33 protein-coding genes are annotated in these 20094 nt (G+C 66.7%); 16 read left to right on the top strand and 17 right to left on the bottom strand.

Features of this window, described 5'->3' with window-relative positions; translation table 11 throughout:
- Positions 1-12: 12 nt before the first annotated feature.
- From ACUH78_RS05545 to ACUH78_RS05575, 7 genes are all read left to right on the top strand, one after another.
- Positions 13-681: a methyltransferase family protein gene (locus ACUH78_RS05545; RefSeq protein WP_445332957.1), complete on the top strand. Its 669-nt coding sequence runs from the start codon at positions 13-15 to the stop codon at positions 679-681.
- A gap of 33 nt (positions 682-714) precedes the next feature.
- Positions 715-1815 (top strand): VanZ family protein, encoded by a 1101-nt coding sequence (locus ACUH78_RS05550; RefSeq protein ID WP_435750996.1) that lies wholly within the window; start codon positions 715-717, stop codon positions 1813-1815.
- Positions 1816-1910: 95 nt separating this feature from the next.
- Positions 1911-2234: a (2Fe-2S) ferredoxin domain-containing protein gene (locus tag ACUH78_RS05555; RefSeq protein ID WP_418364493.1), complete on the top strand. Its 324-nt coding sequence runs from the start codon at positions 1911-1913 to the stop codon at positions 2232-2234.
- Positions 2231-2887, top strand: coding sequence for an alpha/beta hydrolase (locus ACUH78_RS05560; protein WP_445332958.1), 657 nt, complete (start codon positions 2231-2233; stop codon positions 2885-2887). Before ACUH78_RS05555 ends, ACUH78_RS05560 begins: the two co-directional genes overlap by 4 nt.
- Positions 2888-3066: 179 nt before the next feature.
- The gene (locus ACUH78_RS05565) at positions 3067-3678 is read left to right on the top strand and encodes a glutathione S-transferase (protein ID WP_435750999.1); all 612 of its coding nucleotides are present in this window, start codon (positions 3067-3069) and stop codon (positions 3676-3678) included.
- A gap of 184 nt (positions 3679-3862) precedes the next feature.
- Positions 3863-4114 (top strand): type II toxin-antitoxin system Phd/YefM family antitoxin, encoded by a 252-nt coding sequence (locus tag ACUH78_RS05570; protein WP_445332959.1) that lies wholly within the window; start codon positions 3863-3865, stop codon positions 4112-4114.
- A complete protein-coding gene (locus tag ACUH78_RS05575; RefSeq protein WP_445332960.1) occupies positions 4114-4542 on the top strand; it encodes a type II toxin-antitoxin system VapC family toxin in 429 nt (142 codons plus the stop codon). Before ACUH78_RS05570 ends, ACUH78_RS05575 begins: the two co-directional genes overlap by 1 nt.
- A 24-nt stretch (positions 4543-4566) precedes the next feature.
- On the opposite strand, the gene ACUH78_RS05580 is transcribed toward ACUH78_RS05575, so the two are convergent.
- The 5 genes from ACUH78_RS05580 to ACUH78_RS05600 form a co-directional block, all read right to left on the bottom strand.
- The gene (locus ACUH78_RS05580) at positions 4567-4821 is read right to left on the bottom strand and encodes a Txe/YoeB family addiction module toxin (protein WP_445332961.1); all 255 of its coding nucleotides are present in this window, start codon (positions 4819-4821) and stop codon (positions 4567-4569) included.
- Positions 4811-5077: a type II toxin-antitoxin system prevent-host-death family antitoxin gene (locus tag ACUH78_RS05585; protein WP_004361138.1), complete on the bottom strand. Its 267-nt coding sequence runs from the start codon at positions 5075-5077 to the stop codon at positions 4811-4813. The genes ACUH78_RS05580 and ACUH78_RS05585 overlap by 11 nt, the downstream gene beginning before the upstream one ends.
- 118 nt (positions 5078-5195) lie before the next feature.
- Positions 5196-5474 carry a Txe/YoeB family addiction module toxin gene (locus tag ACUH78_RS05590; protein ID WP_004361139.1) on the bottom strand — a complete coding sequence of 93 codons (279 nt, stop codon included), beginning with the start codon at positions 5472-5474 and terminating at the stop codon, positions 5196-5198.
- Positions 5458-5739 (bottom strand): type II toxin-antitoxin system Phd/YefM family antitoxin, encoded by a 282-nt coding sequence (locus ACUH78_RS05595; RefSeq protein WP_445332962.1) that lies wholly within the window; start codon positions 5737-5739, stop codon positions 5458-5460. Before ACUH78_RS05595 ends, ACUH78_RS05590 begins: the two co-directional genes overlap by 17 nt.
- Positions 5740-5892: 153 nt before the next feature.
- The gene (locus ACUH78_RS05600; protein ID WP_445332963.1) at positions 5893-6117 is read right to left on the bottom strand and encodes an AbrB/MazE/SpoVT family DNA-binding domain-containing protein; all 225 of its coding nucleotides are present in this window, start codon (positions 6115-6117) and stop codon (positions 5893-5895) included.
- Positions 6118-6403: 286 nt separating this feature from the next.
- On the opposite strand from ACUH78_RS05600, the gene ACUH78_RS05605 reads away from it, so the two are divergent.
- Positions 6404-6832 carry a pilin gene (locus ACUH78_RS05605; protein WP_445332964.1) on the top strand — a complete coding sequence of 143 codons (429 nt, stop codon included), beginning with the start codon at positions 6404-6406 and terminating at the stop codon, positions 6830-6832.
- Between the two features lie 298 nt (positions 6833-7130).
- Here ACUH78_RS05605 and ACUH78_RS05610 read toward each other — a convergent pair whose 3' ends face one another.
- The 11 genes from ACUH78_RS05610 to ACUH78_RS05660 form a co-directional block, all read right to left on the bottom strand.
- Positions 7131-7352: a type II toxin-antitoxin system RelE/ParE family toxin gene (locus tag ACUH78_RS05610; RefSeq protein WP_445332965.1), complete on the bottom strand. Its 222-nt coding sequence runs from the start codon at positions 7350-7352 to the stop codon at positions 7131-7133.
- Positions 7345-7590, bottom strand: a complete 246-nt coding sequence (locus ACUH78_RS05615; RefSeq protein ID WP_445332966.1) for a type II toxin-antitoxin system ParD family antitoxin — start codon at positions 7588-7590, stop codon at positions 7345-7347. The genes ACUH78_RS05610 and ACUH78_RS05615 overlap by 8 nt, the downstream gene beginning before the upstream one ends.
- Positions 7591-7700: 110 nt before the next feature.
- Positions 7701-8135, bottom strand: a complete 435-nt coding sequence (locus ACUH78_RS05620; RefSeq protein WP_445332967.1) for a putative toxin-antitoxin system toxin component, PIN family — start codon at positions 8133-8135, stop codon at positions 7701-7703.
- Between the two features lie 2 nt (positions 8136-8137).
- The gene (locus ACUH78_RS05625) at positions 8138-8431 is read right to left on the bottom strand and encodes a type II toxin-antitoxin system Phd/YefM family antitoxin (RefSeq protein WP_445332968.1); all 294 of its coding nucleotides are present in this window, start codon (positions 8429-8431) and stop codon (positions 8138-8140) included.
- Between the two features lie 97 nt (positions 8432-8528).
- On the bottom strand, positions 8529-8930 hold the full coding sequence (locus ACUH78_RS05630) for a PIN domain-containing protein (RefSeq protein ID WP_445332969.1): 402 nt from the start codon (positions 8928-8930) through the stop codon (positions 8529-8531).
- A gap of 6 nt (positions 8931-8936) precedes the next feature.
- A complete protein-coding gene (locus ACUH78_RS05635; RefSeq protein WP_435751444.1) occupies positions 8937-9167 on the bottom strand; it encodes a type II toxin-antitoxin system Phd/YefM family antitoxin in 231 nt (76 codons plus the stop codon).
- A 112-nt stretch (positions 9168-9279) separates the two neighbouring features.
- Positions 9280-9666, bottom strand: a complete 387-nt coding sequence (locus ACUH78_RS05640; protein WP_435751443.1) for a type II toxin-antitoxin system VapC family toxin — start codon at positions 9664-9666, stop codon at positions 9280-9282.
- 2 nt (positions 9667-9668) lie between these two features.
- Positions 9669-9902 (bottom strand): type II toxin-antitoxin system Phd/YefM family antitoxin, encoded by a 234-nt coding sequence (locus ACUH78_RS05645; protein WP_445332970.1) that lies wholly within the window; start codon positions 9900-9902, stop codon positions 9669-9671.
- Between the two features lie 101 nt (positions 9903-10003).
- Entirely contained in the window at positions 10004-10420 is a 417-nt protein-coding gene (locus tag ACUH78_RS05650; RefSeq protein ID WP_435751441.1) for a type II toxin-antitoxin system VapC family toxin, read from the bottom strand.
- Entirely contained in the window at positions 10420-10659 is a 240-nt protein-coding gene (locus tag ACUH78_RS05655; RefSeq protein WP_039921103.1) for an antitoxin, read from the bottom strand. Before ACUH78_RS05655 ends, ACUH78_RS05650 begins: the two co-directional genes overlap by 1 nt.
- A 354-nt stretch (positions 10660-11013) precedes the next feature.
- Complete coding sequence (locus tag ACUH78_RS05660; protein ID WP_435751440.1) at positions 11014-11661, bottom strand: hemerythrin domain-containing protein; 648 nt, start codon at positions 11659-11661, stop codon at positions 11014-11016.
- A gap of 230 nt (positions 11662-11891) precedes the next feature.
- Here ACUH78_RS05660 and cutA point away from each other — a divergent pair, with 230 nt between their 5' ends.
- The 6 genes from cutA to nusB all read left to right on the top strand — a co-directional run bounded on the left by cutA (position 11892) and on the right by nusB (position 17010).
- Entirely contained in the window at positions 11892-12260 is a 369-nt protein-coding gene (cutA, locus tag ACUH78_RS05665; RefSeq protein ID WP_435751439.1) for a divalent-cation tolerance protein CutA, read from the top strand.
- Positions 12261-12330: 70 nt separating this feature from the next.
- A complete protein-coding gene (gene dsbD, locus ACUH78_RS05670; protein WP_445332971.1) occupies positions 12331-14193 on the top strand; it encodes a protein-disulfide reductase DsbD in 1863 nt (620 codons plus the stop codon).
- 58 nt (positions 14194-14251) lie between these two features.
- A complete protein-coding gene (locus tag ACUH78_RS05675) occupies positions 14252-14863 on the top strand; it encodes a riboflavin synthase (protein WP_445332972.1) in 612 nt (203 codons plus the stop codon).
- A 38-nt stretch (positions 14864-14901) separates the two neighbouring features.
- Positions 14902-15993, top strand: a complete 1092-nt coding sequence (gene ribBA, locus ACUH78_RS05680; protein ID WP_418364472.1) for a bifunctional 3,4-dihydroxy-2-butanone-4-phosphate synthase/GTP cyclohydrolase II — start codon at positions 14902-14904, stop codon at positions 15991-15993.
- Between the two features lie 19 nt (positions 15994-16012).
- Positions 16013-16516 carry a 6,7-dimethyl-8-ribityllumazine synthase gene (gene ribH / locus ACUH78_RS05685; RefSeq protein WP_418364471.1) on the top strand — a complete coding sequence of 168 codons (504 nt, stop codon included), beginning with the start codon at positions 16013-16015 and terminating at the stop codon, positions 16514-16516.
- Positions 16513-17010, top strand: a complete 498-nt coding sequence (nusB, locus tag ACUH78_RS05690) for a transcription antitermination factor NusB (protein WP_435751435.1) — start codon at positions 16513-16515, stop codon at positions 17008-17010. The genes ribH and nusB overlap by 4 nt, the downstream gene beginning before the upstream one ends.
- Before the next feature lie 50 nt (positions 17011-17060).
- On the opposite strand, the gene ACUH78_RS05695 is transcribed toward nusB, so the two are convergent.
- Positions 17061-18050, bottom strand: a complete 990-nt coding sequence (locus ACUH78_RS05695) for an META domain-containing protein (protein ID WP_445332973.1) — start codon at positions 18048-18050, stop codon at positions 17061-17063.
- 266 nt (positions 18051-18316) lie between these two features.
- Between ACUH78_RS05695 and ACUH78_RS05700 the strand changes: the two genes are divergently transcribed.
- Positions 18317-19477, top strand: a complete 1161-nt coding sequence (locus tag ACUH78_RS05700; protein ID WP_435751433.1) for a hydrogenase small subunit — start codon at positions 18317-18319, stop codon at positions 19475-19477.
- 1 nt (position 19478) lies between these two features.
- The gene (hybA, locus tag ACUH78_RS05705) at positions 19479-20057 is read left to right on the top strand and encodes a hydrogenase 2 operon protein HybA (RefSeq protein ID WP_445332974.1); all 579 of its coding nucleotides are present in this window, start codon (positions 19479-19481) and stop codon (positions 20055-20057) included.
- Positions 20058-20094: the final 37 nt, after the last annotated feature.

A 20094-nucleotide genomic window follows, 5' to 3' on the forward strand; every position in this document is an offset into this window, starting at 1 on the left:
TGTACTCCCCCCATGACCCTCACCCCCCTCCAGATCGCCGCACTCGTCCTGGCCTGGCTCGGCTACGCCGTCCTGCATTCGCTGCTCGCGAGCCTGTGGCTCAAGCGGCGCGTGGCGGCGCGCTGGCCGCAGCTGGCACCCGCGTACCGGATGATGTTCAATGCACTCGGCGCGCTGCTGCTGGTGCCACCACTGTGGCTGACCTTTGCGTGGCACGGGCCGCTGCTGTGGGCATGGGAGGGCGGCTGGGCCTGGCTGGCGAACGGCGCGGCACTGGCTGCGATCGGGGGCTTCATCTGGTCGACACGCTACTACGACATGGCGACCTTCCTCGGCAGCGCGCAATGGGCGGCGCATCACGGCGCAGCCGAGGATCCCGGCGGCTTGCGCCTGTCGCCCCTGCACCGCTACGTGCGCCATCCATGGTATGGCCTCGGACTGGTGATCCTGTGGACGCGCGACATGGACGAAGCCCGCCTGGTGAGCAGCCTTTGCATCACGCTCTACCTGTGGCTGGGCTCGCTACTGGAGGAGCGCAAGCTGCTGGCGTTTCACGGCGAAGCCTATGCACGCTACCGTGCGCGGGTGCCGGGACTCCTCCCACTGCCCGGGCGCGTGCTGCGCGCAGACGAGGCGCGCGCACTCGAGCAGCTTGCCCGCACGCCCATCCGCAAGGTCTAGCCCGCTACCCCCCAAGCCGGGCACAATGCGGCGATGTCCGACCGCGCCACCCGCTCGCTCGCGCCGCCGCTCACCCTGGCCTACGCCCTGCTCGTGGCCTATGCGTGCCTGCACCCGCTGACCGGGTGGCGAGACAGCGGGCTTCCGCCCTTCGACTGGCTGTGGGCACCGTGGCCGAAGTACTTCATCCTCGAAGACTTCGTCTTCAACATTCTCGGCTACCTTCCGCTCGGCCTGCTGCTCGCGGCCGCACTGCCCGCACACTGGGGCTTTGCGAACAAGGTGGTCATGACTGCGCTGCTCGCCGGCCTGTTCAGCCTGGGCCTGGAAACGACGCAGAACTACCTGCCGACACGCATCGCCAGCAACCTCGACCTGGGCGGCAATACTGCGGGGGCGCTGCTCGGCGCGCTCGCAGGCGCCGGCTGGGGGCCGGCCCTGTTCGGCCCCCAGGGCCGGCTGCAACGCTGGCGCGCACGTTACGTGATCGGCGGACGTAGCGGCGAGGCAGGCCTGCTGCTGCTGGCGCTGTGGCTGCTCGGACAGCTCAGCGCCACCGACCTGCTGTTCTCCAGCGGAGACCTCCGCAGTCTGCTCGGCATCGCCGCCCCCCTGCCCTTTCGTGCCGACCGCTTCATCGCCTTCGACACCGCCCTCACCGCCAGCGCCCTACTTGCCGTGGGCTTATTCACCCGCTGCATGACACGCGGCGCCAACCCCTTTCCGGTGCTGTGGGTGCTGGGACTGGGCGTGGGCGCCAAGACGCTCGCCACCTGGTCCTTCTTCGACCCCGGCACGCCGCTCGCCTGGCTCACGCCGGGGGCGGAGCGCGGCCTTGTGATCGGCGCCGTCCTGCTGCTGCCATGCCTGCTGCTGCCGCGGCTGGCGCAGCATGCCATCGCCGGCACCAGCCTGCTGCTCGCCACGGCGCTGGTGAACCTGATCCCCGAGAACCCCTATCTGCCGTACGGCCGTCAACTGGCCAGCTACAGCAACGTGCTCAACTTCCATGGCCTGACCGAGCTCGTGGACAGCCTGTGGCCGTATCTGGCGCTGGCCTACCTGTCGGCGCTCGGGCTGTGGCGGGGCGAGCACCTGGGCGGCCCGCCGCTGCGCAGCGGGCGGCGCCTATAATCGGGCCAGGCCGCACGCCTCCCCCTCACCTTCAACCCCGCGCCTCCAACCCCTCGGCCCCACCCCTCAGCCCCAGCCCGAAACCGGGAGACCCCATGAGCTACTTCACACACCACGTCTTCTTCTGCTGCAACCAGCGCCAGCCAGGCGATTCCTGCTGCAACAACCACGACGCCTCGACACTGCAGACCTACGCCAAGGACCGCAGCGCCGCGCTCGGACTCAAGGGCAAGGGCAGTGTGCGCATCAACAAGGCCGGCTGCCTAGGCCGCTGCGACGACGGCCCGGTGCTGGTCGTCTATCCCGACAACGTCTGGTACACCTATGTCGACAAGGACGACATCGACGAGATCATCGACAGCCACCTGGTGCAGGGCCGCATCGTCGAGCGCCTGCGCCTGCCGGATGACGCCGCATGAGCCGCCCGCTGCCCACCGAATCCGCCCTGCTGCGCGGTCCCGCCGGCAACATCGAGGTGCTGATCGACGCGCCCGCCACCGTCCGCGGCATCGCGCTGGTCTGCCACCCGCACCCGCTCTTCGGCGGCGCCAACACCAACAAGGTCGCGCACACGCTGGCGCGTGCCTACCGCGACCTCGGCTACGCCGTGATCCGCCCGAACTTCCGCGGCGTGGGCAGAAGTGAGGGCGAGCACGACCACGGCGAGGGCGAAACCGAGGACATGCTCTCGGTGATCAGCTGGGCCGAATCACGCTGGGGCGTGCAGCCACTGGCGCTGGGCGGCTTCTCGTTCGGCGGCTACGTGCAGGTGCGCGTCGCCACCCGCCTTGCCGACGGCATCGCACCGCCGCGCCAGCTCATCCTCGTGGGCATGGCTGCGGGCGACACCACCGGCAGCGGGCGCAACTACGATACCCCCCCCGTGCCCGCCAACATCCCCACGCTCGTCGTCCATGGCGAACAGGACGAAACCGTCGCCCTCGCCAACGTCCTCGGCTGGGCACGCCCGCAGGAGCTGCCGGTGGTCGTGGTGCCGGGCGCAGACCATTTCTTCCATGGCAAGCTGCACGTGATCCGCACGCTGATCGCACGCAACGTCGATCCGGCCTGAAAGCCCCGGAGGTCGGTCTTCTCGCGGGCAACGCGGCCTGAGGGTGCCGGCGCGCACGAATCGGGTACTCGGCGAGGCTGCTTTCACGACAAAGCCCGCGCCCCCCCATCCGCTTTCCCTAATTCCCGCCCCCTAATGTGCGGCGTATCTTCACCTCACCCCACGGGAGACACGTCACCATGAAATTGCTCGCCTCGCTCACCAGCCCCTACGCCCGCAAGATCCGCATCCTCCTCGACGAAAAGGCGCTGCCCTTCGAACTCGTCGTCGACTCGCCCTGGGAAGCCAACACCCGCATCCCCGAGCTGAACCCGCTCGGCAAGGTGCCGGTGCTGATCGCCGACAACGGCGAGACCTTCTTCGACTCTCCGGTCATTGCCGGCTACCTCGAAACCCTGGGTGCACCGCCCGCGCTGCTGCCCGCCGACCCGCTCGACGCCGTGCGCGTACGCCAGACCGAGGCGCTCGCCGACGGCGTCACCGATGCCGCCGTCGGCGCCCTGCTCGAATCCCGCCGCCCCGACGGCGAACGCAGCGATCGCGAGATTGCCCGCCAGAAGGACAAGATCGACCGCGGCCTGGCCGAACTCGAACGCCGCCTCGACCACCGCCACGCCTTCAACGGCGCCGACATGCAGCTCGGCGACATCGCCGCCGCAGTCGCCCTCGCCTACCTGGACCTGCGCTTCCCCGACATCGACTGGCGCGCCCGCCATCCGGGGTTGCTGCCCTTCGCCGAGCGCATGTTCGCGCGCGAGAGTTTCAAGCGCACGCAGCCGCCGGCGGGGTGAGGGCATGAGCAAATGAAAGACCTATCCCCGGCCCCCCCGCGCTGCCTGCGCGCGACCATCCACACCGTAATCAGGGAGATGGTGGTTCAACTGGCTGTGTAGAGGCCCCTGGTTTCCCCAAGGGTGACACACTCACCCGCCCCGACTACACTACAGTTAGTCAGATAGTCACGAAGGCACCGTCATGCGCACCCTCACCCTCGCCGAAACCAAATCGCACCTGTCCGCAGTCGTCGATCAGGTGATCGCCGGCGAGGAGATCGTCATCACTCGCCGCGGCCGGCCGGTCGCCCGCATCATCGCCGAGCCCGTGCAACCGGCCGCCGACGCCGCAGCCATCGCCGCCGAGCTGCGCGCCTTCGTGCTCTCCCAGCCTCCGCAAGCCCGCACGGCAGCGGAAGTCGTGCGTGAAGCGCGGGACGGGGCACGCTACTGATGGCCTTGTACGCGGACACCTGCATCCTCCTGCCCCTGTTCTTTCGCGACGCCAGCACCGATGCCGCGCTCGCGTGGCTCGAAGCCAGCGCCAGCGAAACGATCCTGATCAGCCCATGGACGCGCACCGAGTTCGCCAGCGCCGCGGGGATCATGGCGCGCCGGGGCGATATATCCGCGGATCTCCATCGCGAGGGGCTCGAGCGCTTCGACAAGCTCGTCAGTGCACGACTCGCTGTGGAAGCAGTCGATACCACGGACTTCGACCGCGCCAGAGGCTGGATTGCCGACTACCGCAGCGGACTACGTGCGGGCGATGCGCTGCATCTGGCCGTATGCATGCGCTTGAGCGCGACACTGTGCACAGCGGACGACACGCTGGCGCGGGCGGCAGACAAGGTCGGCGTGGCCGTGCAGCGGGTGGGGTAAGCAGATGAAAGCGCTCAGCCCCTGTCAGTAATGATCCCGAAACTGCGCGATCAGCAAGACCTCGCCCTCGACCGCATACACCAGCCGGTGCCGGTCATCGATGCGCCGCGACCAGAACCCCGCTAGCTGGTACTTCAAGGGCTCGGGCTTGCCGATCCCCGTAAAGGGGTGCCGGCGGATGTCCTCGATCAGTGCGTTGATACGCTTGAGTTGCTTGCGGTCGGTCTCGTGCCAGTAGAGGTAGTCCTCCCAGGCGTGATCCGAGAACCTAGGCTGCATCGTCCGTCTCGATCAACGCACGCGGCTCGCCACCGCCTGCGCGCAACTGCTCCACCGACTCCATCAGGCGCTTCGCACCCTTCGGTGAGCGCAGCAGATACGCCGTCTCTTCGAGCGCGTTGTAGTCGTCCAGCGACATGATCACCACCGGCTTGCCGCGCTGCGTCGTCACCAACACCGGCGCGCGATCCTCGTTGACGCTGCGCATCACCTGCGCAAGGTGCGTGCGGGTGTAGCTGTAGGTCAGGGCTTCCATCGTGCGCTCCAAGTCAAAACTTTGTACAAACTTTAGCACAATCCTCACACGCTCGCGCCGACGGCGTGGCACGAGCGCGTGAGCAGATGAAAGACCTGACCCCAGTGACCCCACAAAATCAATAGTGATAACGCCCTTGCAGGAACTCGATCCGATCCGCCTTCACCAGGTAAACGCAGCGGTGCTCCTGCGTGACGCGACGTGACCAGACATCCGAGCCCAAGTACTTCAATGGCTCCGGGCTGCCGATGCCCTTGAAGGGATCGCGCAGCACGGCCTTGACGAGTTCCAGCAAGCGTTTGGCCGTGCGGCGCTCCGTCTCCACCCAGTAGCTCAAATCTTCCAGGAACTCGGGCTGGAACACGGCGACGCGCTTGGAATCAGGCTTCGAGACCATGGAGCTTCTCGAGAGCATCGGCTGTAGTGGGGGCCACCTCGCCGGCTCGGGCGCGTGCCAGAGCAGCCAGCAGACGCTCGGCATTCCTGGGAGAGCGCAAGAGATGGGCCGTTTCCATCAGGCTCTGCAATTCATCGGCGGCAATCATTGCGACCGCCCCCCCGGAGCGGCGGCGGACCACAACCACTTCACGGTCATCGACAGCACGGTCCATCAGCGTCTTGAACTGTTCACGGGCTTGGCTGTAGGTGGTTTCGATGGTCATGGCGACCTCCTTTACTTGTACGTGGCTATTGTACAACCCTTCATGCGCCCGACACTCCGTCACCGCCCAACAGCGCCTGCCAGGCGAAGCGACCGCGGGAAAAGATGAACGCCGACACCAGGCAGTTCGTGTCGAGCACGACGCGCGGCCGCGTCACGCGCGTTTTCTCGCCCAGGCAATTGCATCCTCGACGTCATCCTGCGTGATGCCGAGCGCCTCAAGCTTCGCGCGCACGGCATCGGCTTGCTGCAGCCGGACCGGCGTCAGCACGATCCTTCCATCCTGGACCGTGACGTCGTAGTAGTCGGCTTCGCCTACGCACTGGACGATGGCCTTGGGCAAGGTGATCTGGTTCTTGCTTGTCCGCTTCGCCAACATGATCGCCCTCGAAAAGTAATGAAGTAAGGAATTTCGTTCTAGCTGCTTTGCGGCGGGAAAGCACTGAAGCGGCTCGAAGACGGCACTCCCGGCCTCGCGCACCGGCCAGCACACCCCCTTTGTCACATGTTGACAACCCGTTCCGGGGGGCTTGTCACATTCAGACCGGAATCGTGTCAAGTCAGCGGTACTACGTCACGGAAATCCAGGGGCCAGAAGTTGGCACGGGGGTTGCTTATGAGTAGGCAAGCGGGCTTTCCGTGGTTTCTCATCGAGGAGAACTGACATGAAAAAGATTCAACAAGGCTTCACGCTGATCGAACTGATGATCGTTGTGGCGATTATTGGTATTTTGGCGGCCGTGGCGCTGCCGGCGTACCAGGATTACACGGTGCGGGCACGGGTCACTGAGGGTCTGTCCCTCGCGTCGGCTGCTAAAACGGCAGTGGCAGAAAACGCGGCAAACGGCACGGCTCTCGACCTAGGTTGGACGGCGCCTGCAGCTACAGATAACGTTACATCCGTCGGCGTTGCGACCGCGACGGGCGTTATTACGGTTACGTACACTGCCGTGGCTGGTGGCGGCACTATTACGCTTGTCCCCACCTCCGCCGGAGCCGCACTAGCCAGCGGCACCATTCCTGCGGGAGCTATCGAGTGGGACTGCACCGGCGGCACTCTGGTCGACAAATATCGTCCGGCAGTCTGCAGGTAAAAAGAGGAAAGTGGAAGATAGGGGTCAGGTCTTTCATCTACTCACCTAACCCCTCCTCGCCTCACCCCCAAGCCCGCCGCGCTAAAGCCCGGCGGGCTTTCTCTTTCTTGACGCGACCGCGGCCCAACTCGCCCTTCACACCACTGGCGAGCACTTCTCCATCCTCTGCAGCGCCGCGTAGGCGATAGCGGGCAGACCGCAATTTCCCCTGCTTCCCAGCGGCCTCTGATCACAAGTGGCGAGGCGCGTCCATCCGCTCATGCAGAACACGAACCACGGCGATGCCGTAGTCGGTTGCTCAAAAGTAGATCATGTGGCGCTCGACGCTCCCTCTGCGGTAGCCTGGCCGGATGTGATCACAGGCTGGGGCAGCCCGGGGCGAGGCAGCCAAGCTGGCGAAGGCCCTCGTCAGCAAGTCGATGTAGCGCACGGCCTGCTCGACACCCCATTCCCGCACCGTATGAACCCAGATTGACTCGAGGTCGCGCTCAGCCGCCGGGGTCAGGCGATATTCAGCCATGCTCGGCAAGCATCCGATGCTTGAAGGCTGCAGCGTCGAAGCGTCTCGGCTCGCCGCTGGCCTCCCCCTCGATCAGCGCGGCGCGAATCGCCTCGATCTCGGCGCTGCGCTCCTGCTCGCGGCGGATCAAATCCCGGATGCACTCGCTGTCGTTGGTGTAGTGACCTGCGTTGATCTGTGCCTTGACCCAGTTGTCCTGCTGATCGGTCAGGGTAATCGTCTTGCGCACGGTGCCCATGACGTGCCTCCTGGAGTTACGCCAAAAGTGTGATTAACTCATACGAATGGTGCATTGTAGAAGAAATAGGGGACAGACCCCAATTCCCCAAATTCCGCCCCGCGCCGGCGCTACACGCCCCCGTGCCGACGCCAGAACTCGGCGGGCGTGAGGATGGGGTAGGCGTTTGCCAAGGCGAGCAGGTCCTTGTCGCCGGTGATCAGATAGTCGAGGCTTCTCGTGCGCATGCCCGCCAGCAGGGTGCCGAGCACGGGCTGGTCGTTGTCGTCGCGCAAGGCCTCGTCGGCAACCGGCTCCGGCTCGACGAGCTCGGCCTGGATCGACAGGATGTCCACGAGGTCGTCGATTTCGCGGCTGGAAAGGCCGTGACGGGCGGATAGCCGTGGCAGCACGCGGCGCAGTTCTTCGAGGATGAAGGTCGACAACACCACGTCGACGGAGCCGTGCCGCCAGGCGGCGACGATGCAGCCCGGAACGCTCCCCGGGTAGGCCAGGCCGGACAGCAGCACATTGGTGTCGAGAACGACACGCAGGGCGGACGGCACGCTCAGCCCGCCGCCCGCTGCTTGAGCTCGCCTCGCTCGGCAGCGACCGCAGCCTCGATCTCAGCGATCCCCTCGTCTTCGGGAACGCCGTCATATCCTGCCTCGATGCGCTGGCAAAGCGCATCGAAACGCGCCTGCATGCGGCGAATGCGCTCGAAAAGGCGCGCATCGACGAGTGCTGCGACGGGCTTGCCGTCCTTGTTGATCACCACGCTGTCGTGGCGGTATTGCACTTGGTTGAGCATTTCACCGAGGTTCTGGCGAAAGCTGACGGCGCTGGCTTGCGTGATCATCATGCGACTCCTGCTGACTGTTATGGTCATTATGGTCATGGAGGTGTGTTCGGGCAAGGTGAGCGAACCAGGGGTCCATCCCCTGCACCGTGCCTCTCAGTCACGGCGACAGCCAGTTCTCGACCGCCAGGCCTGGAACGCGGCTGAATTCCCTCACGTTGTCCGTCACCAGTACGGCACCGAGTGCAAGCGCCTGCGCCGCGATCCACAGATCGTTGCCGCCGATCGGCGTGCCTTGCCGCTCGAGCCCGGCGCGAATCCTTGCGTAGTGCGAACTCGTCGCGGCGTCGAGCGGCGGCACCGCAAGCCCCGCCACCACCTCTTCCAGGCGCGCCCGGTTGCGCTCGGCCTGTGCGCTCTTCTCCACCCCGGTCTGGAGTTCGCCCAGCACGATGGGCGAAAGCACGAGCGCGGACGCCGGCAAGGACTCGAGCCGCAAGCGAACCGCAGGCTGCGCCTTGAGCGCGGCGATGAAGATGTTGGTATCGAGCAGGTAGTGCATGCCGCGTCAATCCCAGCCGGCGACCGGCTCGGCAGGCGCATCGGGCGGCGCCTCCAGCTCCAGCCCGCCCGCCTGCCAGCAGGCCCTGAATACGTCTGCCGCGGAACGCGGCGTATCCGGTATGAGGCGGGCGATCACCCGACCGCGCCGGGTGATCGCCACCTCCTCACCACTCTCTACCGCCGCCAGCAGCGCTGAAAACTGGCTCTTGGCCTCGACAACTGCAACCGTGCGCATGACGCCTCTCCAGATGACCACATGGACAGATGATAGCAGCGATTGAGAACCCCCCCGGGGTCAGGTCTTTCATTTACTCGCCTAACCCCTCCCGCTGGCACGACTCCGCCCCTCACCAGAACGTCGCAACCCCGAACAGCCCCAATGCCGGATCGCGCGTCACCAACACCAGGCCTTCCAGCTCCGTCTGCGCCGCCAGCATGCGGTCGAAGGGGTCGCGGTGCTCGACCGCATAGCCGCCCGCCTTGAGGCAGTGGTAGTGGTTGATCGGCACATGCTGGAAGCCATCGGCCACCACCAGCTCGTCGAACCGGCCGACCGCCTCCGCTGCCTCGCCGAGTTTGCCGAGCCGGTGCTTGGTAGCGAGTTCCCAGGCTGTGGCGGCGCTGACGAAGACGGCGTTGGCCGGGTCCGAGATGGCGTCGCGAGCCCGGGCGGACAGCTGCGGATCATCGGTCCACCACCATAGCAGCGCGTGGGTATCGAGCAGCAGGCGCATCGTCATTCCCAGGCGGCGAGTTCTTCGGGCGGCAGCGGCTCGAAGAAGGCGTCGGGCAGCCGCCTGCCGGCCAGACGGCCCGGCTTGCGGACGGTGCCCGCGTCGGGGGCGAGCGGCACGAGGCGTGCGTAGGGCTTGCCCGCCTTGGCGAGGATGATCTCCTGGCCGGCATGCGCCTGCTCGAGCAGGCGGGAAAATTGCGTCTTGGCTTCGTGGACGTTGACGGTCAGCGGCATCGCACACCTATCGGACTAAGTTGATGGACTAAGTCTAGTCTGAAGCCGCAGACCGCAGCAAGACCGGCACGCAGAGAAACCCTCAGGGTCAGGTCTTTCATCTACTCATCCTTCCGCTCCAGCCAATCCTCCAGCAGCAAGCCCGGAACGCGCTCGAATTCACGGAGCTTATGCGTGACGAGGGTGAGGTTGAGCGTGCGAGCATGCGCCGCGATCAGCAGGTCGTTGGCTCCGATGGTGCTCCCGGCCCGCTCCAGCGTCGCGCGAATTTCGGCGTACTCGCGATCTGCATCACCCTCGAAGGGCAACACCTCGATGGCACCGAGCAAATCTTCCACGCGCTGCGTCAGGGCGACCGAGCCGCGCTTCGCCGCGCCATAACGAAGCTCGCAGGCCACGACGATGCTGGTGCAGATGGCATCGGCGTCGAGTTGGGCCAGCCGCTTCGTTACCGCTCCCTGCGGATCCTTGATCAGGCTCGACAGGATGTTCGTGTCCAGCAGATAGCGCGCCGCCATCAGAACACGTCCTCCGGTTCAGGCGGCGGGTCGGCGATTTCGGGGAAGGCTTCCTGCAGCGGGGCCCAGCCGGCCAGCAAGGCCAGGAGCCTGTGACGCGGGCCAATGGGCTCGATGATCAACCTCGCCCCTTCCTTGCGGATGATGGCCTCGGTGCCTTCAAGCTCGAACTCGCGCGGTATCCGGACCGCCTGGTTGCGTCCGTTGCGAAAAAGGGAGACGTGTCGTTCGCTGTTCATAGTGATCCCCTGAAAGGCATATGTCAAAGCCTATGCCTTTCAGGGGATCGGGTCAATCAGCAAAAATCGGGGACAGACCCCAATTCCCGGTTGTGGGGTTCGCCGGTGGGTGAGAGAGCCTCCATGACGCCTGCCGAATGATCTTTGACGCGGCTGGCGCCGGGCCTACCGGAACGGTAACGTCGCCAACGGCACCTTTCGTCCGCGGCGACGGTCCAGAACGCCAGTCTCAACTCCTTTTTTGCCGACCGGGGCAACGGGGCTGCGAGCACGCAGGCGACGCGCGCCTTGATCGCTGAACACAGCGTGCCGGGTCGTGCGCTGGTGCTGGTGACCCATCAGGTAAACATCACCTCACTCTCGGGGGTTTTCCCCGCCGCGGGCGAGATCATCGTGATGCGGATCGCTGCCGATGGGCTCGAAACCGTGGGCCGGATCCGAAGCGCGGACTGAAGCCTCGGTGATGCACCCGGTCGCGTAGAGGGGGTAGAGGATCTCCTCCTCGCGCTGGATACGGTGTGCGAGGCCGATGATCACGCGCTCGAAATCATCGAAGAAGCTCTCCTCGAGCGCCGGCTCCTCGCTTACGTGGGCGTATCGAGCGAGAAAGGCCAGCGCTTCCGCGCCCACCTCGTCCATGTCCTCGCGGAACGCCTGCATCAGCGCGCGCATTTCCGGGTCTTCGGCAAACACATGGTCGAGATGGAAGTAGAAGCGCACGTTCTCGACCAGCACATGGCCCTGGAGCGTAACGCGCAAGCGGTCGAGCAGAGGGCCGATGCTGCGCAGCAAGCCATCCGCCGCAGCGCCCTGGATGGCCCCGATGGCGTCAAGCATGCTTCGGTGCTCGCGTACGAGACGCACCAGCAAGTCAGCGTGGTAACGGGCGGCCAGGTCGAGCGCACCTTCATCGTCACCCTCGTCAGCGGAACACGCCCACTCGGGGAGCGCCTCTTCGCGCCCACGGCGGACTCTGGCAAGTAGCCAATCGAGCAGAAACATGTGTCCCCCATGTCTTGCCGCGTTGCGGCCGATGACCGAAAGCGGGGGTTTAGCCCATTGGCATTCATGAAACGCTGAGCCATATCAAAAAATGATCAATAACTTTCTAATGAACGAATAAGCGCAGACTCAGCGGATTGCACGCACTTGATCGCGCGCAGATCGGTCCACGCCCATTTCTGAGAAAATGCCTCCCCCATCCGAGGCGATCCGACGCCGACCGACTGACCATGTCCGTTCCTGCCCCCACCGCACACGAAACCCTGGACGACCGGCGTGTCCTGCTCGTCCTTTCCACGCTGCCGGACCACGATAGCGCCGAGCGCCTCGCCGCCGCGCTGGTCGAGGCCGGCCTGGCCGCGTGCGTGAACGTGATGGCGCCGTGCACCTCGGTCTATCGCTGGCAGGGCGCGGTGGAGACAGCCAGCGAGGTGCCGGTGCTGATCAAGACCACAGCCGCACGCTATGCGGAACTGGAAGCGGCGATCCGCGCCCGCCACCCGTACGAACTTCCCGAGATCGTGGCGGTCCCTTTCGAGCGGGGGCTGGCGACCTACCTCGACTGGGTGGGCGCCGAAACCCGGCCACCGGCCGGCTGAGGACGCCGCCAGGCCAAGCCGCCCGCACGACTCGCATGCGCCCCTCCCGACAACCCTCCGAAGAGCCCCGATGTTCTCCTCTGCGCGCCTCCTCTCCCCCCTGTACGCCCTGATCCGCCTGTTCGCGCTGCTGGCCAGCTTCATCGCGCTGGTGCCCGCCGTCCAGGCCGATCCGATCGAGCCGGAAAAGGCCTTCGCGATGCGTGCGCAGGCGCTCGATGCGCACACGGTGGAGGTGGTGTTCCAGGTGGCGAAGGGCTACTACCTGTATGGCGACAACTTTCGCTTCGAGGCCGAGCCGGAGGGCGTGCGCTTCGGGACCGCAGAGAAGCCTGCGGGCAAGCTGAAGAAGGACGACTTCTTCGGCGAGGTGGAAACGCATCGCGGCGAACTGCGCATCCTGCTTCCGGTAGAGGCGCCCGCGGGACTCACGCGTTTCGAGCTGTTCGCGACCAGCCAGGGTTGCTGGGACGGGGGCATCTGCTATCCGCCGACCACTCAACAGGTGTCGATTGACCTCAGCGCGCCGCCGAAGAAGTCCGGCGGCGGCTTCCTCGACAGCGTCCTGGGTGGAGGCTCAGGCGCAACAGGCTCCGCCTCGAGCACGCCGGCACCGGCCGCAGCGGCCGCGCCCACCGTCTCCAGCAACGAGACCGGCGACATCGCCCGCCTGCTCTCCGGTGCAAGCGTCCCCATCATCCTCACCAGCTTCTTCGGCTTCGGCCTGCTGCTCGCGTTCACGCCCTGCACCTTCCCGATGATCCCGATCCTGTCGGGCATCATCGTCGGCCAGGGCAACAAGGTGTCGCACATGCGCGCCTTCGTGCTGTCACTGGCCTATGTGCTGGGCATGGCGGCGACCTACGCACTCGCCGGCGTCGCGGCAGGGCTGTCCGGCACCATGCTGACCGCCGCGCTGCAGAACGTGTGGGTGCTGTCGGCCTTCGCCCTCGTCTTCGTGCTGCTGTCGCTGTCCATGTTCGGCTTCTACGAGCTGCAACTGCCCACCGCGCTGCAAAGCAGGCTGGCCGACACCGCGAGCCACGGCAAAGGCGGCAGCCTGGGCGGGGTGGTCGTGATGGGCGTGCTGTCGGCGCTCATCGTCGGCCCCTGCGTGGCAGCACCGCTGGCCGGCGCCCTGCTCTACATCGCGCAGACCGGCGATGCGGTGCTGGGCGGCTGGGCGCTGTTCGCGATGGGCCTGGGCATGGGTGCGCCGCTGCTGGCGGTGGGCGTGGCCTCGCGCAGCCTGCTGCCCAAGGTCGGGCCCTGGATGGAGGGCGTCAAGAAGGCCTTCGGCGTGATGCTGCTCGCGGTAGCGCTGTGGATGATTACCCCGGTGATTCCGCCGCTGGCGATGATGCTGGGTTGGGCGGCGCTGCTGCTGTTCTCCGCCATCTTCCTGCACGCGATCGACCCGCTGCCGCCACAGGCCAGGGGCTGGCAGCGCTTCTGGAAAGGCGTGGGCGTAGTGCTGCTGCTGGCCGGCGCGGCGATCCTGGTGGGCGCGCTCGCCGGCTCGCGCGACCCGCTGCAGCCGCTCTCGGTGCTACGCGCGCAGGCCGCGGCGCCGTTCAACGTGCCGCAGTTCGACAAGGTTAACTCCGTCGCCGAGCTCGACGCGCGGCTGGCCGCTACCGACCGCCCGGTGCTGCTCGACTTCTATGCCGACTGGTGCGTGTCGTGCAAGGAGATGGAGCGCTTCACCTTCACGGACGCCGGCGTGGCCGAGCGCATGGGCCGCATGCTGCTGCTCAAGGCCGACGTCACCGCCAACACCGAGGAGCACAAGGCGCTGCTCAAGCGCTTCGGCCTTTTCGGCCCGCCGGGCATCATCTTCTTCGACGCCGCGGGCAAGGAGCGCGAGGGCATGCGGGTGGTGGGCTTCATGAAGGCAACGCCCTTCGCGACCGTGCTGGACCGGGCGCTCTGAGCGAGGCGGGGTTTTTTCCCCTACAATCCCGCCTTTCCCCTTTCGGTTCAAACCCTTCATGTTCTCCGGCATCGTCGCGGCCGTTGGTCGCATCGAACACATCGCGCCGCTCGCAGACGGCATCCGCATCACCGTCGACACCAACGGGCTGGATCTGTCCGACATCATCGTCGGCGACAGCGTAGCGCACAGCGGCGTGTGCCTGACCGTGGTGGCGATGGACGGCGCCAGGCTCCGGTACGACGTCTCGCGCGAGACGCTCAACTGCACCGTAGGCCTGGATGCCGTCGGCAACGAGGTGAATCTCGAGAAGGCGCTGCGTCTGGCCGACCGCCTCGGCGGCCACCTCGTCACCGGCCATGTGGACGGCGTGGGCGAGGTGGTGAAGTTCGCCCCCGTGGGCGAGAGCCACGAACTGGTGATCCGGGCGCCTGCCACGATCGCCGGCTACATCGCAAAAAAGGGCTCGATCACCGTCAATGGCGTCAGCCTCACCGTGAACCGCGTCGAAGGGCGCGACTTCTGGATCAATCTGATCCCGCACACGGTGGCGATGACCAACCTCAAGCATCTGCAAGCCGACAGCAAGGTCAATCTCGAGATCGACCTCATCGCGCGCTACGTCGAGCGCATGCTCGAGTGGAAGAAGGACGAGGCCGCACAGGCCTGAGCCAGCGCGCGCCCGCAACACAAGACAAAGGACACAGCATGAGCGCACTCGCGCCGATTACCGAGATCATCGCCGACATCGAGGCCGGCCGCATGGTCATCCTGGTCGACGAGGAAGACCGCGAGAACGAGGGCGACCTCGTGATGGCGGCCGAATTCGTCACCCCCGAGGCGATCAATTTCATGGCCAAGCATGGCCGCGGGCTGATCTGCCTGACGCTTACCGACGAGCGCTGCCGCCAGCTCGGCCTGCAGCAGATGGTGCGCGACAACCGCACCCCGCACGGCACTGCCTTCACCGTGTCGATCGAGGCCGCCACCGGCGTCACCACAGGCATTTCGGCCCACGATCGCGCGCGCACCGTGCAGGTCGCGGTCGCCCGCCAAGCCCGGCCGGAAGACATCGTCACCCCCGGCCACATCTTCCCGCTCACCGCCCAGAAGGGCGGCGTGCTGATCCGCGCCGGTCACACCGAGGCCGGCTGCGACCTCGCCCAGCTCGCCGGGCTGGAGCCCGCCGCGGTGATCTGCGAGATCCTCAAGGACGACGGCACCATGGCGCGCCTGCCCGATCTCATCGAGTTCGGCAAGGCGCACGGCCTCAAGATCGGCGCAATCCGCGACCTGATCGAGTACCGCGCCGCCAACGACCACCTGGTCGAGAAGGTCACGGAGAAGGACGTGGATACCGCGCACGGCCCCTTCCGCCTCACCGCCTTCGAGGACAAGACCTCGGGCGACGTGCACTTCGCGCTGTCGCGCGGCGACATCACCCCCGAGCGCGAGACCCTGGTGCGGGTGCATGAGCCGATCTCGGTGCTCGATTTCCTCGATACCGGCAGTGGCCGGCACAGCTTCCCGATCAACAAGGCGCTCGCCACCCTGGCCGAGGCCGAGGCGGGGGTGATCGTGCTGCTCTATCGCCCGCAGTCGGGTCGGGAATTGCTCGCCAGCCTCAGTGGCAGCCAGGCCCGCCCCACGGTGAAGTGGGACGCCCGGCTCTTTGGCGTCGGTGCCCAGATCCTGCGTGCGCTGAACGTCGGCAAGATGCGTGTGCTCGCCAGCCCGCGCAAGATCCCCAGCATGACCGGCTTCGGGCTGGAGATCACCGGCTTCGTCGACAAGAACTGAACGAATCACAGAGAACCGCATGCAACGTAACGAATCCGAAAACGCCCGCCGCCAGTCGCGCTACGACGGCGTCACCGAAACCGACCCCAGCTTCGCCGGCGCCGGCGTGCGTGTGGGCATCGTCATGGCGCGCTTCAACCTCGACATCTGCGAAGGCCTGCTGTCGGCCTGCGTGGACACGCTGCTCACCCTCGGCGTGGCGCGCGAGGACATGCACATCGTCACCGTGCCCGGCGCGCTGGAGATCCCGCTCGTGCTGCAGACCATGGGCAGAAGCGGCCGCTTCGACGCGCTTGTGGCGCTCGGCGCGGTGATCCGCGGCGAGACCTACCACTTCGAACTGGTTTCCAACGAGATGGGCGCGGGCGTCACCCGCGTCGGCCTCGACACCGGCATCCCGATCGCCAACGGCGTGCTGACCACCGAAGACGACGACCAGGCCATCGCCCGCATGCATGAGAAAGGCGCCGATTGCGCCCGCACGGCGGTCGAGATGGCGAATCTGCTGAAGGTGATCCGATGAGCGAAATGAACGATCCGCAGGCAGAGGGCGCCGGCGCCCCCAACCCGACGAGCAAGATGGCTCGCCGCCGCGCGCGCGAACTCGCGCTGCAGGGCGTGTATCAATGGCTGCTGTCGGGCAACACAGCGAGCACGGTCCAACGTCACCTGGAATCGGAAACCGAGAACCTCGACAAAATCGACCGTGAGCTGTTCGTCAGCCTGCTGCGCGGCGCAACCGGTAGCGCCGACGAGCTGCGCGACTGCTTCACGCCGCTGCTGTCGCGCCCGGTCGCGGAGCTCTCGCCGATCGAGCACGCCATCCTGCTGCTCGGCACCCACGAACTGCGCCACAACATCGACACGCCGTACCGCGTGGTGATCAACGAGGCCATCGAACTCGCCAAGGGCTACGGCGGCACCGACGGGCACAAGTTCGTCAATGGCGTGCTCGACAAGCTCGCCGCACGCCTGCGCCCGGAAGAGGTGGAGGCGGCACGCCAGGCACGCCGCTGATTGCAGCAGGCTTTGCCGTGGGCGCAGGCGCGCCCGCGAGCGCAGTGTCCTCAGCGCCGCCTCGCCTGCATCCGCACCCGCCCGCCGGCCAGCAGGCGCAGCGTGCCATCCGCCGCAATGGCAAAACCGTCGACCTGCCCGGCGGCCTGCATGAAGCGATGCTCCTCATCCATCGCACGCGGTTCGCACGCCATCTTCGTCGCACCCAGCGGCGACAGTCGCAGCCCTTCGCCCGACAAGGCGTATTCGCCGAAATAGCGGTTGCACGCGGCGAGGCCGGACAGGCGCCCCTCGGCACCAAAGCCAATCGTCATGCGCGCGGGTTCGGCCACGGGCTGACCGTCGAGCTCGACCACTTCCCAGGGCTCGCCCTGCAGCAGCGCCGCAGGGTCGCCACCGCAGCCCTGGAGCACCCGGTCCTGCCAGCGCACTTCCACCCTGTTCGGGTGCGGCATGCCGCTCATACCGTCCTCGCAGTAGCGGTCGAACACCAGCGCGCTGAGCGCCCCACCGGCGGACATCGCCTCGTAGCTGCGCAGGCCCTCGCCGTCGACGACGAGGGGGCTGGGCGCGAACACGTGCGTATCGCCCTGATCGAGCAGCAGCGACAGCCCGTCGGCGCGCACATCCAGCCGCCAGGCCGGTTCATTGCCCACCGCGCGGAACAAAGGCTTCTCCACCGCCAGGCCGCACTCGGGCTGAGGCGCGCCGTCCAGTTCAAGCATCGCCGCATCACCCTTGACCCAGATCCAGGTGCGATCGTCATCGACCGACACCATCCTCGCACCCGACGCAGTGCGCTCGGGCCGCAACGTCCAGCTCCGCCCCTCCACCGTAAGCGTGGCCAGTTCTCCGAAGTGGCGCAGCGTCACCGTCCGCTCGCCGCAGCGGAAGCGCATCGGCGCCTGCGGATCGAGCAGTGCGACGGCAGCACGCTCCGCAGCCCCCTCCACGGCCGGGCGTGACGCGCTGAAAAGGCCGCAGCCAGAGAGAGCGGAGGCGGCGAGCAGGACAAGCGCCTGGCGAAGCAGTGCGGGCATGGATCAGTTCCAGAAACGGTTGATGGTTCGGGATTCTAGAATTCGCGCGCCACGGAGGCCAGGCAAACGCGCCCTGCCCGCAGGTGAAAAGAAACTGATCGTTTCTGCACGCAGATGAGCGCAGCGCGTCCACCCCCTTTGCAGCCTCGCAGGCTGCAGGCGTTGCCGCCCGGGGTTTCAGGGCCATGCGGCACGCTGGCACGCTTCTTGATCTCCCTTACCCGATCTTGCGGCAAACGCCGCTTCTCGAACGCGAGGGGAGACACATGCTTACAGCACCTACGACAAGCGCCACCGAGCCCGGGCGTCCGATCGAATCACGCCTCGAAATGAGCCGGCGCAGCTTCCTGCAGTTCTGTGCCACGCTCGCCACCACGCTCGGCCTGCCCAAGGGCGCCGAGGCTGCGGTCGCGAAGGCCATGGAAGCCGCCGAGCGCCCGTCGGTGATCTGGCTGCACTTCCAGGAGTGCACCGGCTGTACCGAATCCATGCTGCGCGCCGAGCACCCCACGCTCGAAAAGCTGATCCTCGACGTGATCTCGCTCGACTACCACGAGACCCTGTTCGCCGCGGCAGGCCATCAGGTCGAGGCGGCGCGCAAGGCGGCAATGGAACGCCACAAGGGCAAGTACCTGCTGGTCGTCGAGGGCGCCATCCCCACCCGCGATGGTGGTGTGTATTGCAAGGTAGGCAACCAGACCGCGATCGAACTCACGCGCGAATGCGCGCAGGACGCCGCGGCAGTGATCGCGATCGGCTCCTGTGCCTCCTGGGGCGGCATGCCGGCGACCGACCCCAACCCCACCGGCGCGGTGGGGGTGAACAAGATCATCGACAAGCCGGTGGTGAGCATTCCCGGCTGCCCGCCCAACCCCTACAACTTCCTCGCCACCGTCGTTCACTTCCTCACCTTCGGCGCCCTGCCGCCGGTAGACGCGCAGGGCCGCCCACTGTTCGCCTACTCGCGCCTGGTGCACGAGAACTGCGAGCGCCGCGCGCACTACGACGCCGGCCGCTTCGCGATGGAATTCGGCGACGACGGGCACCGCAAGGGCTACTGCCTGTACAAGCTGGGCTGCAAGGGGCCGGAAACCTATGCCAACTGCCCCACCGTGATGTTCGGCGACGCCGGCGCCGGCACCTGGCCGGTCGGCTGCGGACACCCCTGCATCGGCTGTACCGAGGAAGGCGTCGGCTTCACCAAGCCGATCCACATGCTCGCCAAGGTCAAGAACGTAGAGCCGCCCGCGCTCTACCCCGGCATCCACGAATCCCAGGGCCAGGGCGCCACCCTCGGCTCGGCCGCAGTGCTGGCCGCCGTCGCAGGGGCTGCGGCCGGCGCAGGCGCGGTGCTGGCCCGCAACCTCGGCAAGCAGCACGCCGCCAGCGAGGCCGCCGCCAAGCCGACCGAACGCGAGGGCGCCTGACATGAACGGCCGGCGCGATTTCTTCCGCCTCGCCCTTGCCGGCGGCGCGGCGGCGGCGGGGGCTGCCGCCAGTCCTTCGGTACAGGCCCGGGGCAATGCAGAGATCTCCCCCGATGCAATCGGACTGCTGTTCGACTCCACCCTGTGCATCGGATGCAAGGCCTGCGTGGCCGCCTGCAAGGAAGCCAACGACCTCCCGCTGGACTACAACACGCCCACCCACGGGCTGTGGGACATGCCGCTCGACACCACGGCGCGCACCTTCAACGTGATCAAGGCCTGGCAGTCGGGCACGGGCATGAACCGCGGCCAGGAAGAGGACGGCTACGCCTTCATGAAGGTGTCCTGCCTGCACTGCGTGGACCCGAGCTGCGTGTCGGCCTGTCCGGTGTCGGCGATGACCAAGGACCCGGTCACCGGCATCGTGCAGTACGACGCCGACGCCTGCATCGGCTGCCGCTACTGCGTCGCCGCCTGTCCCTTCGGAATCCCCAAGTACGACTACGACTCGCCCACCGGCCAGATCGGCAAGTGCGAGCTGTGCCGCCACCTCCTGCCCGAGCAATGCCGTTTAGTTTAGCCCACGGTCAGCGCTTGGGGGCTGTCGGCTCATGCCA

Source organism: Thauera sp. ZXT1-4, from assembly GCF_052598215.2.

Excerpts from the sequence above, each read along its gene's own strand:
- ACUH78_RS05545 (WP_445332957.1), top strand. The coding sequence starts at position 13 with ATGACCCTCACCCCCCTCCAGATCGCCGCACTCGTCCTGGCCTGGCTC.
- ACUH78_RS05550 (WP_435750996.1), top strand. The coding sequence starts at position 715 with ATGTCCGACCGCGCCACCCGCTCGCTCGCGCCGCCGCTCACCCTGGCC.
- ACUH78_RS05555 (WP_418364493.1), top strand. The coding sequence starts at position 1,911 with ATGAGCTACTTCACACACCACGTCTTCTTCTGCTGCAACCAGCGCCAG.
- ACUH78_RS05560 (WP_445332958.1), top strand. The coding sequence starts at position 2,231 with ATGAGCCGCCCGCTGCCCACCGAATCCGCCCTGCTGCGCGGTCCCGCC.
- ACUH78_RS05565 (WP_435750999.1), top strand. The coding sequence starts at position 3,067 with ATGAAATTGCTCGCCTCGCTCACCAGCCCCTACGCCCGCAAGATCCGC.
- ACUH78_RS05570 (WP_445332959.1), top strand. The coding sequence starts at position 3,863 with ATGCGCACCCTCACCCTCGCCGAAACCAAATCGCACCTGTCCGCAGTC.
- ACUH78_RS05575 (WP_445332960.1), top strand. The coding sequence starts at position 4,114 with ATGGCCTTGTACGCGGACACCTGCATCCTCCTGCCCCTGTTCTTTCGC.
- ACUH78_RS05580 (WP_445332961.1), bottom strand. The coding sequence starts at position 4,821 with ATGCAGCCTAGGTTCTCGGATCACGCCTGGGAGGACTACCTCTACTGG.
- ACUH78_RS05585 (WP_004361138.1), bottom strand. The coding sequence starts at position 5,077 with ATGGAAGCCCTGACCTACAGCTACACCCGCACGCACCTTGCGCAGGTG.
- ACUH78_RS05590 (WP_004361139.1), bottom strand. The coding sequence starts at position 5,474 with ATGGTCTCGAAGCCTGATTCCAAGCGCGTCGCCGTGTTCCAGCCCGAG.
- ACUH78_RS05595 (WP_445332962.1), bottom strand. The coding sequence starts at position 5,739 with ATGACCATCGAAACCACCTACAGCCAAGCCCGTGAACAGTTCAAGACG.
- ACUH78_RS05600 (WP_445332963.1), bottom strand. The coding sequence starts at position 6,117 with ATGTTGGCGAAGCGGACAAGCAAGAACCAGATCACCTTGCCCAAGGCC.
- ACUH78_RS05605 (WP_445332964.1), top strand. The coding sequence starts at position 6,404 with ATGAAAAAGATTCAACAAGGCTTCACGCTGATCGAACTGATGATCGTT.
- ACUH78_RS05610 (WP_445332965.1), bottom strand. The coding sequence starts at position 7,352 with ATGGCTGAATATCGCCTGACCCCGGCGGCTGAGCGCGACCTCGAGTCA.
- ACUH78_RS05615 (WP_445332966.1), bottom strand. The coding sequence starts at position 7,590 with ATGGGCACCGTGCGCAAGACGATTACCCTGACCGATCAGCAGGACAAC.
- ACUH78_RS05625 (WP_445332968.1), bottom strand. The coding sequence starts at position 8,431 with ATGATGATCACGCAAGCCAGCGCCGTCAGCTTTCGCCAGAACCTCGGT.
- ACUH78_RS05630 (WP_445332969.1), bottom strand. The coding sequence starts at position 8,930 with ATGCACTACCTGCTCGATACCAACATCTTCATCGCCGCGCTCAAGGCG.
- ACUH78_RS05635 (WP_435751444.1), bottom strand. The coding sequence starts at position 9,167 with ATGCGCACGGTTGCAGTTGTCGAGGCCAAGAGCCAGTTTTCAGCGCTG.
- ACUH78_RS05640 (WP_435751443.1), bottom strand. The coding sequence starts at position 9,666 with ATGCGCCTGCTGCTCGATACCCACGCGCTGCTATGGTGGTGGACCGAT.
- ACUH78_RS05645 (WP_445332970.1), bottom strand. The coding sequence starts at position 9,902 with ATGCCGCTGACCGTCAACGTCCACGAAGCCAAGACGCAATTTTCCCGC.
- ACUH78_RS05650 (WP_435751441.1), bottom strand. The coding sequence starts at position 10,420 with ATGGCGGCGCGCTATCTGCTGGACACGAACATCCTGTCGAGCCTGATC.
- ACUH78_RS05655 (WP_039921103.1), bottom strand. The coding sequence starts at position 10,659 with ATGAACAGCGAACGACACGTCTCCCTTTTTCGCAACGGACGCAACCAG.
- ACUH78_RS05660 (WP_435751440.1), bottom strand. The coding sequence starts at position 11,661 with ATGTTTCTGCTCGATTGGCTACTTGCCAGAGTCCGCCGTGGGCGCGAA.
- cutA (WP_435751439.1), top strand. The coding sequence starts at position 11,892 with ATGTCCGTTCCTGCCCCCACCGCACACGAAACCCTGGACGACCGGCGT.
- dsbD (WP_445332971.1), top strand. The coding sequence starts at position 12,331 with ATGTTCTCCTCTGCGCGCCTCCTCTCCCCCCTGTACGCCCTGATCCGC.
- ACUH78_RS05675 (WP_445332972.1), top strand. The coding sequence starts at position 14,252 with ATGTTCTCCGGCATCGTCGCGGCCGTTGGTCGCATCGAACACATCGCG.
- ribBA (WP_418364472.1), top strand. The coding sequence starts at position 14,902 with ATGAGCGCACTCGCGCCGATTACCGAGATCATCGCCGACATCGAGGCC.
- ribH (WP_418364471.1), top strand. The coding sequence starts at position 16,013 with ATGCAACGTAACGAATCCGAAAACGCCCGCCGCCAGTCGCGCTACGAC.
- nusB (WP_435751435.1), top strand. The coding sequence starts at position 16,513 with ATGAGCGAAATGAACGATCCGCAGGCAGAGGGCGCCGGCGCCCCCAAC.
- ACUH78_RS05695 (WP_445332973.1), bottom strand. The coding sequence starts at position 18,050 with ATGCCCGCACTGCTTCGCCAGGCGCTTGTCCTGCTCGCCGCCTCCGCT.
- ACUH78_RS05700 (WP_435751433.1), top strand. The coding sequence starts at position 18,317 with ATGCTTACAGCACCTACGACAAGCGCCACCGAGCCCGGGCGTCCGATC.
- hybA (WP_445332974.1), top strand. The coding sequence starts at position 19,479 with ATGAACGGCCGGCGCGATTTCTTCCGCCTCGCCCTTGCCGGCGGCGCG.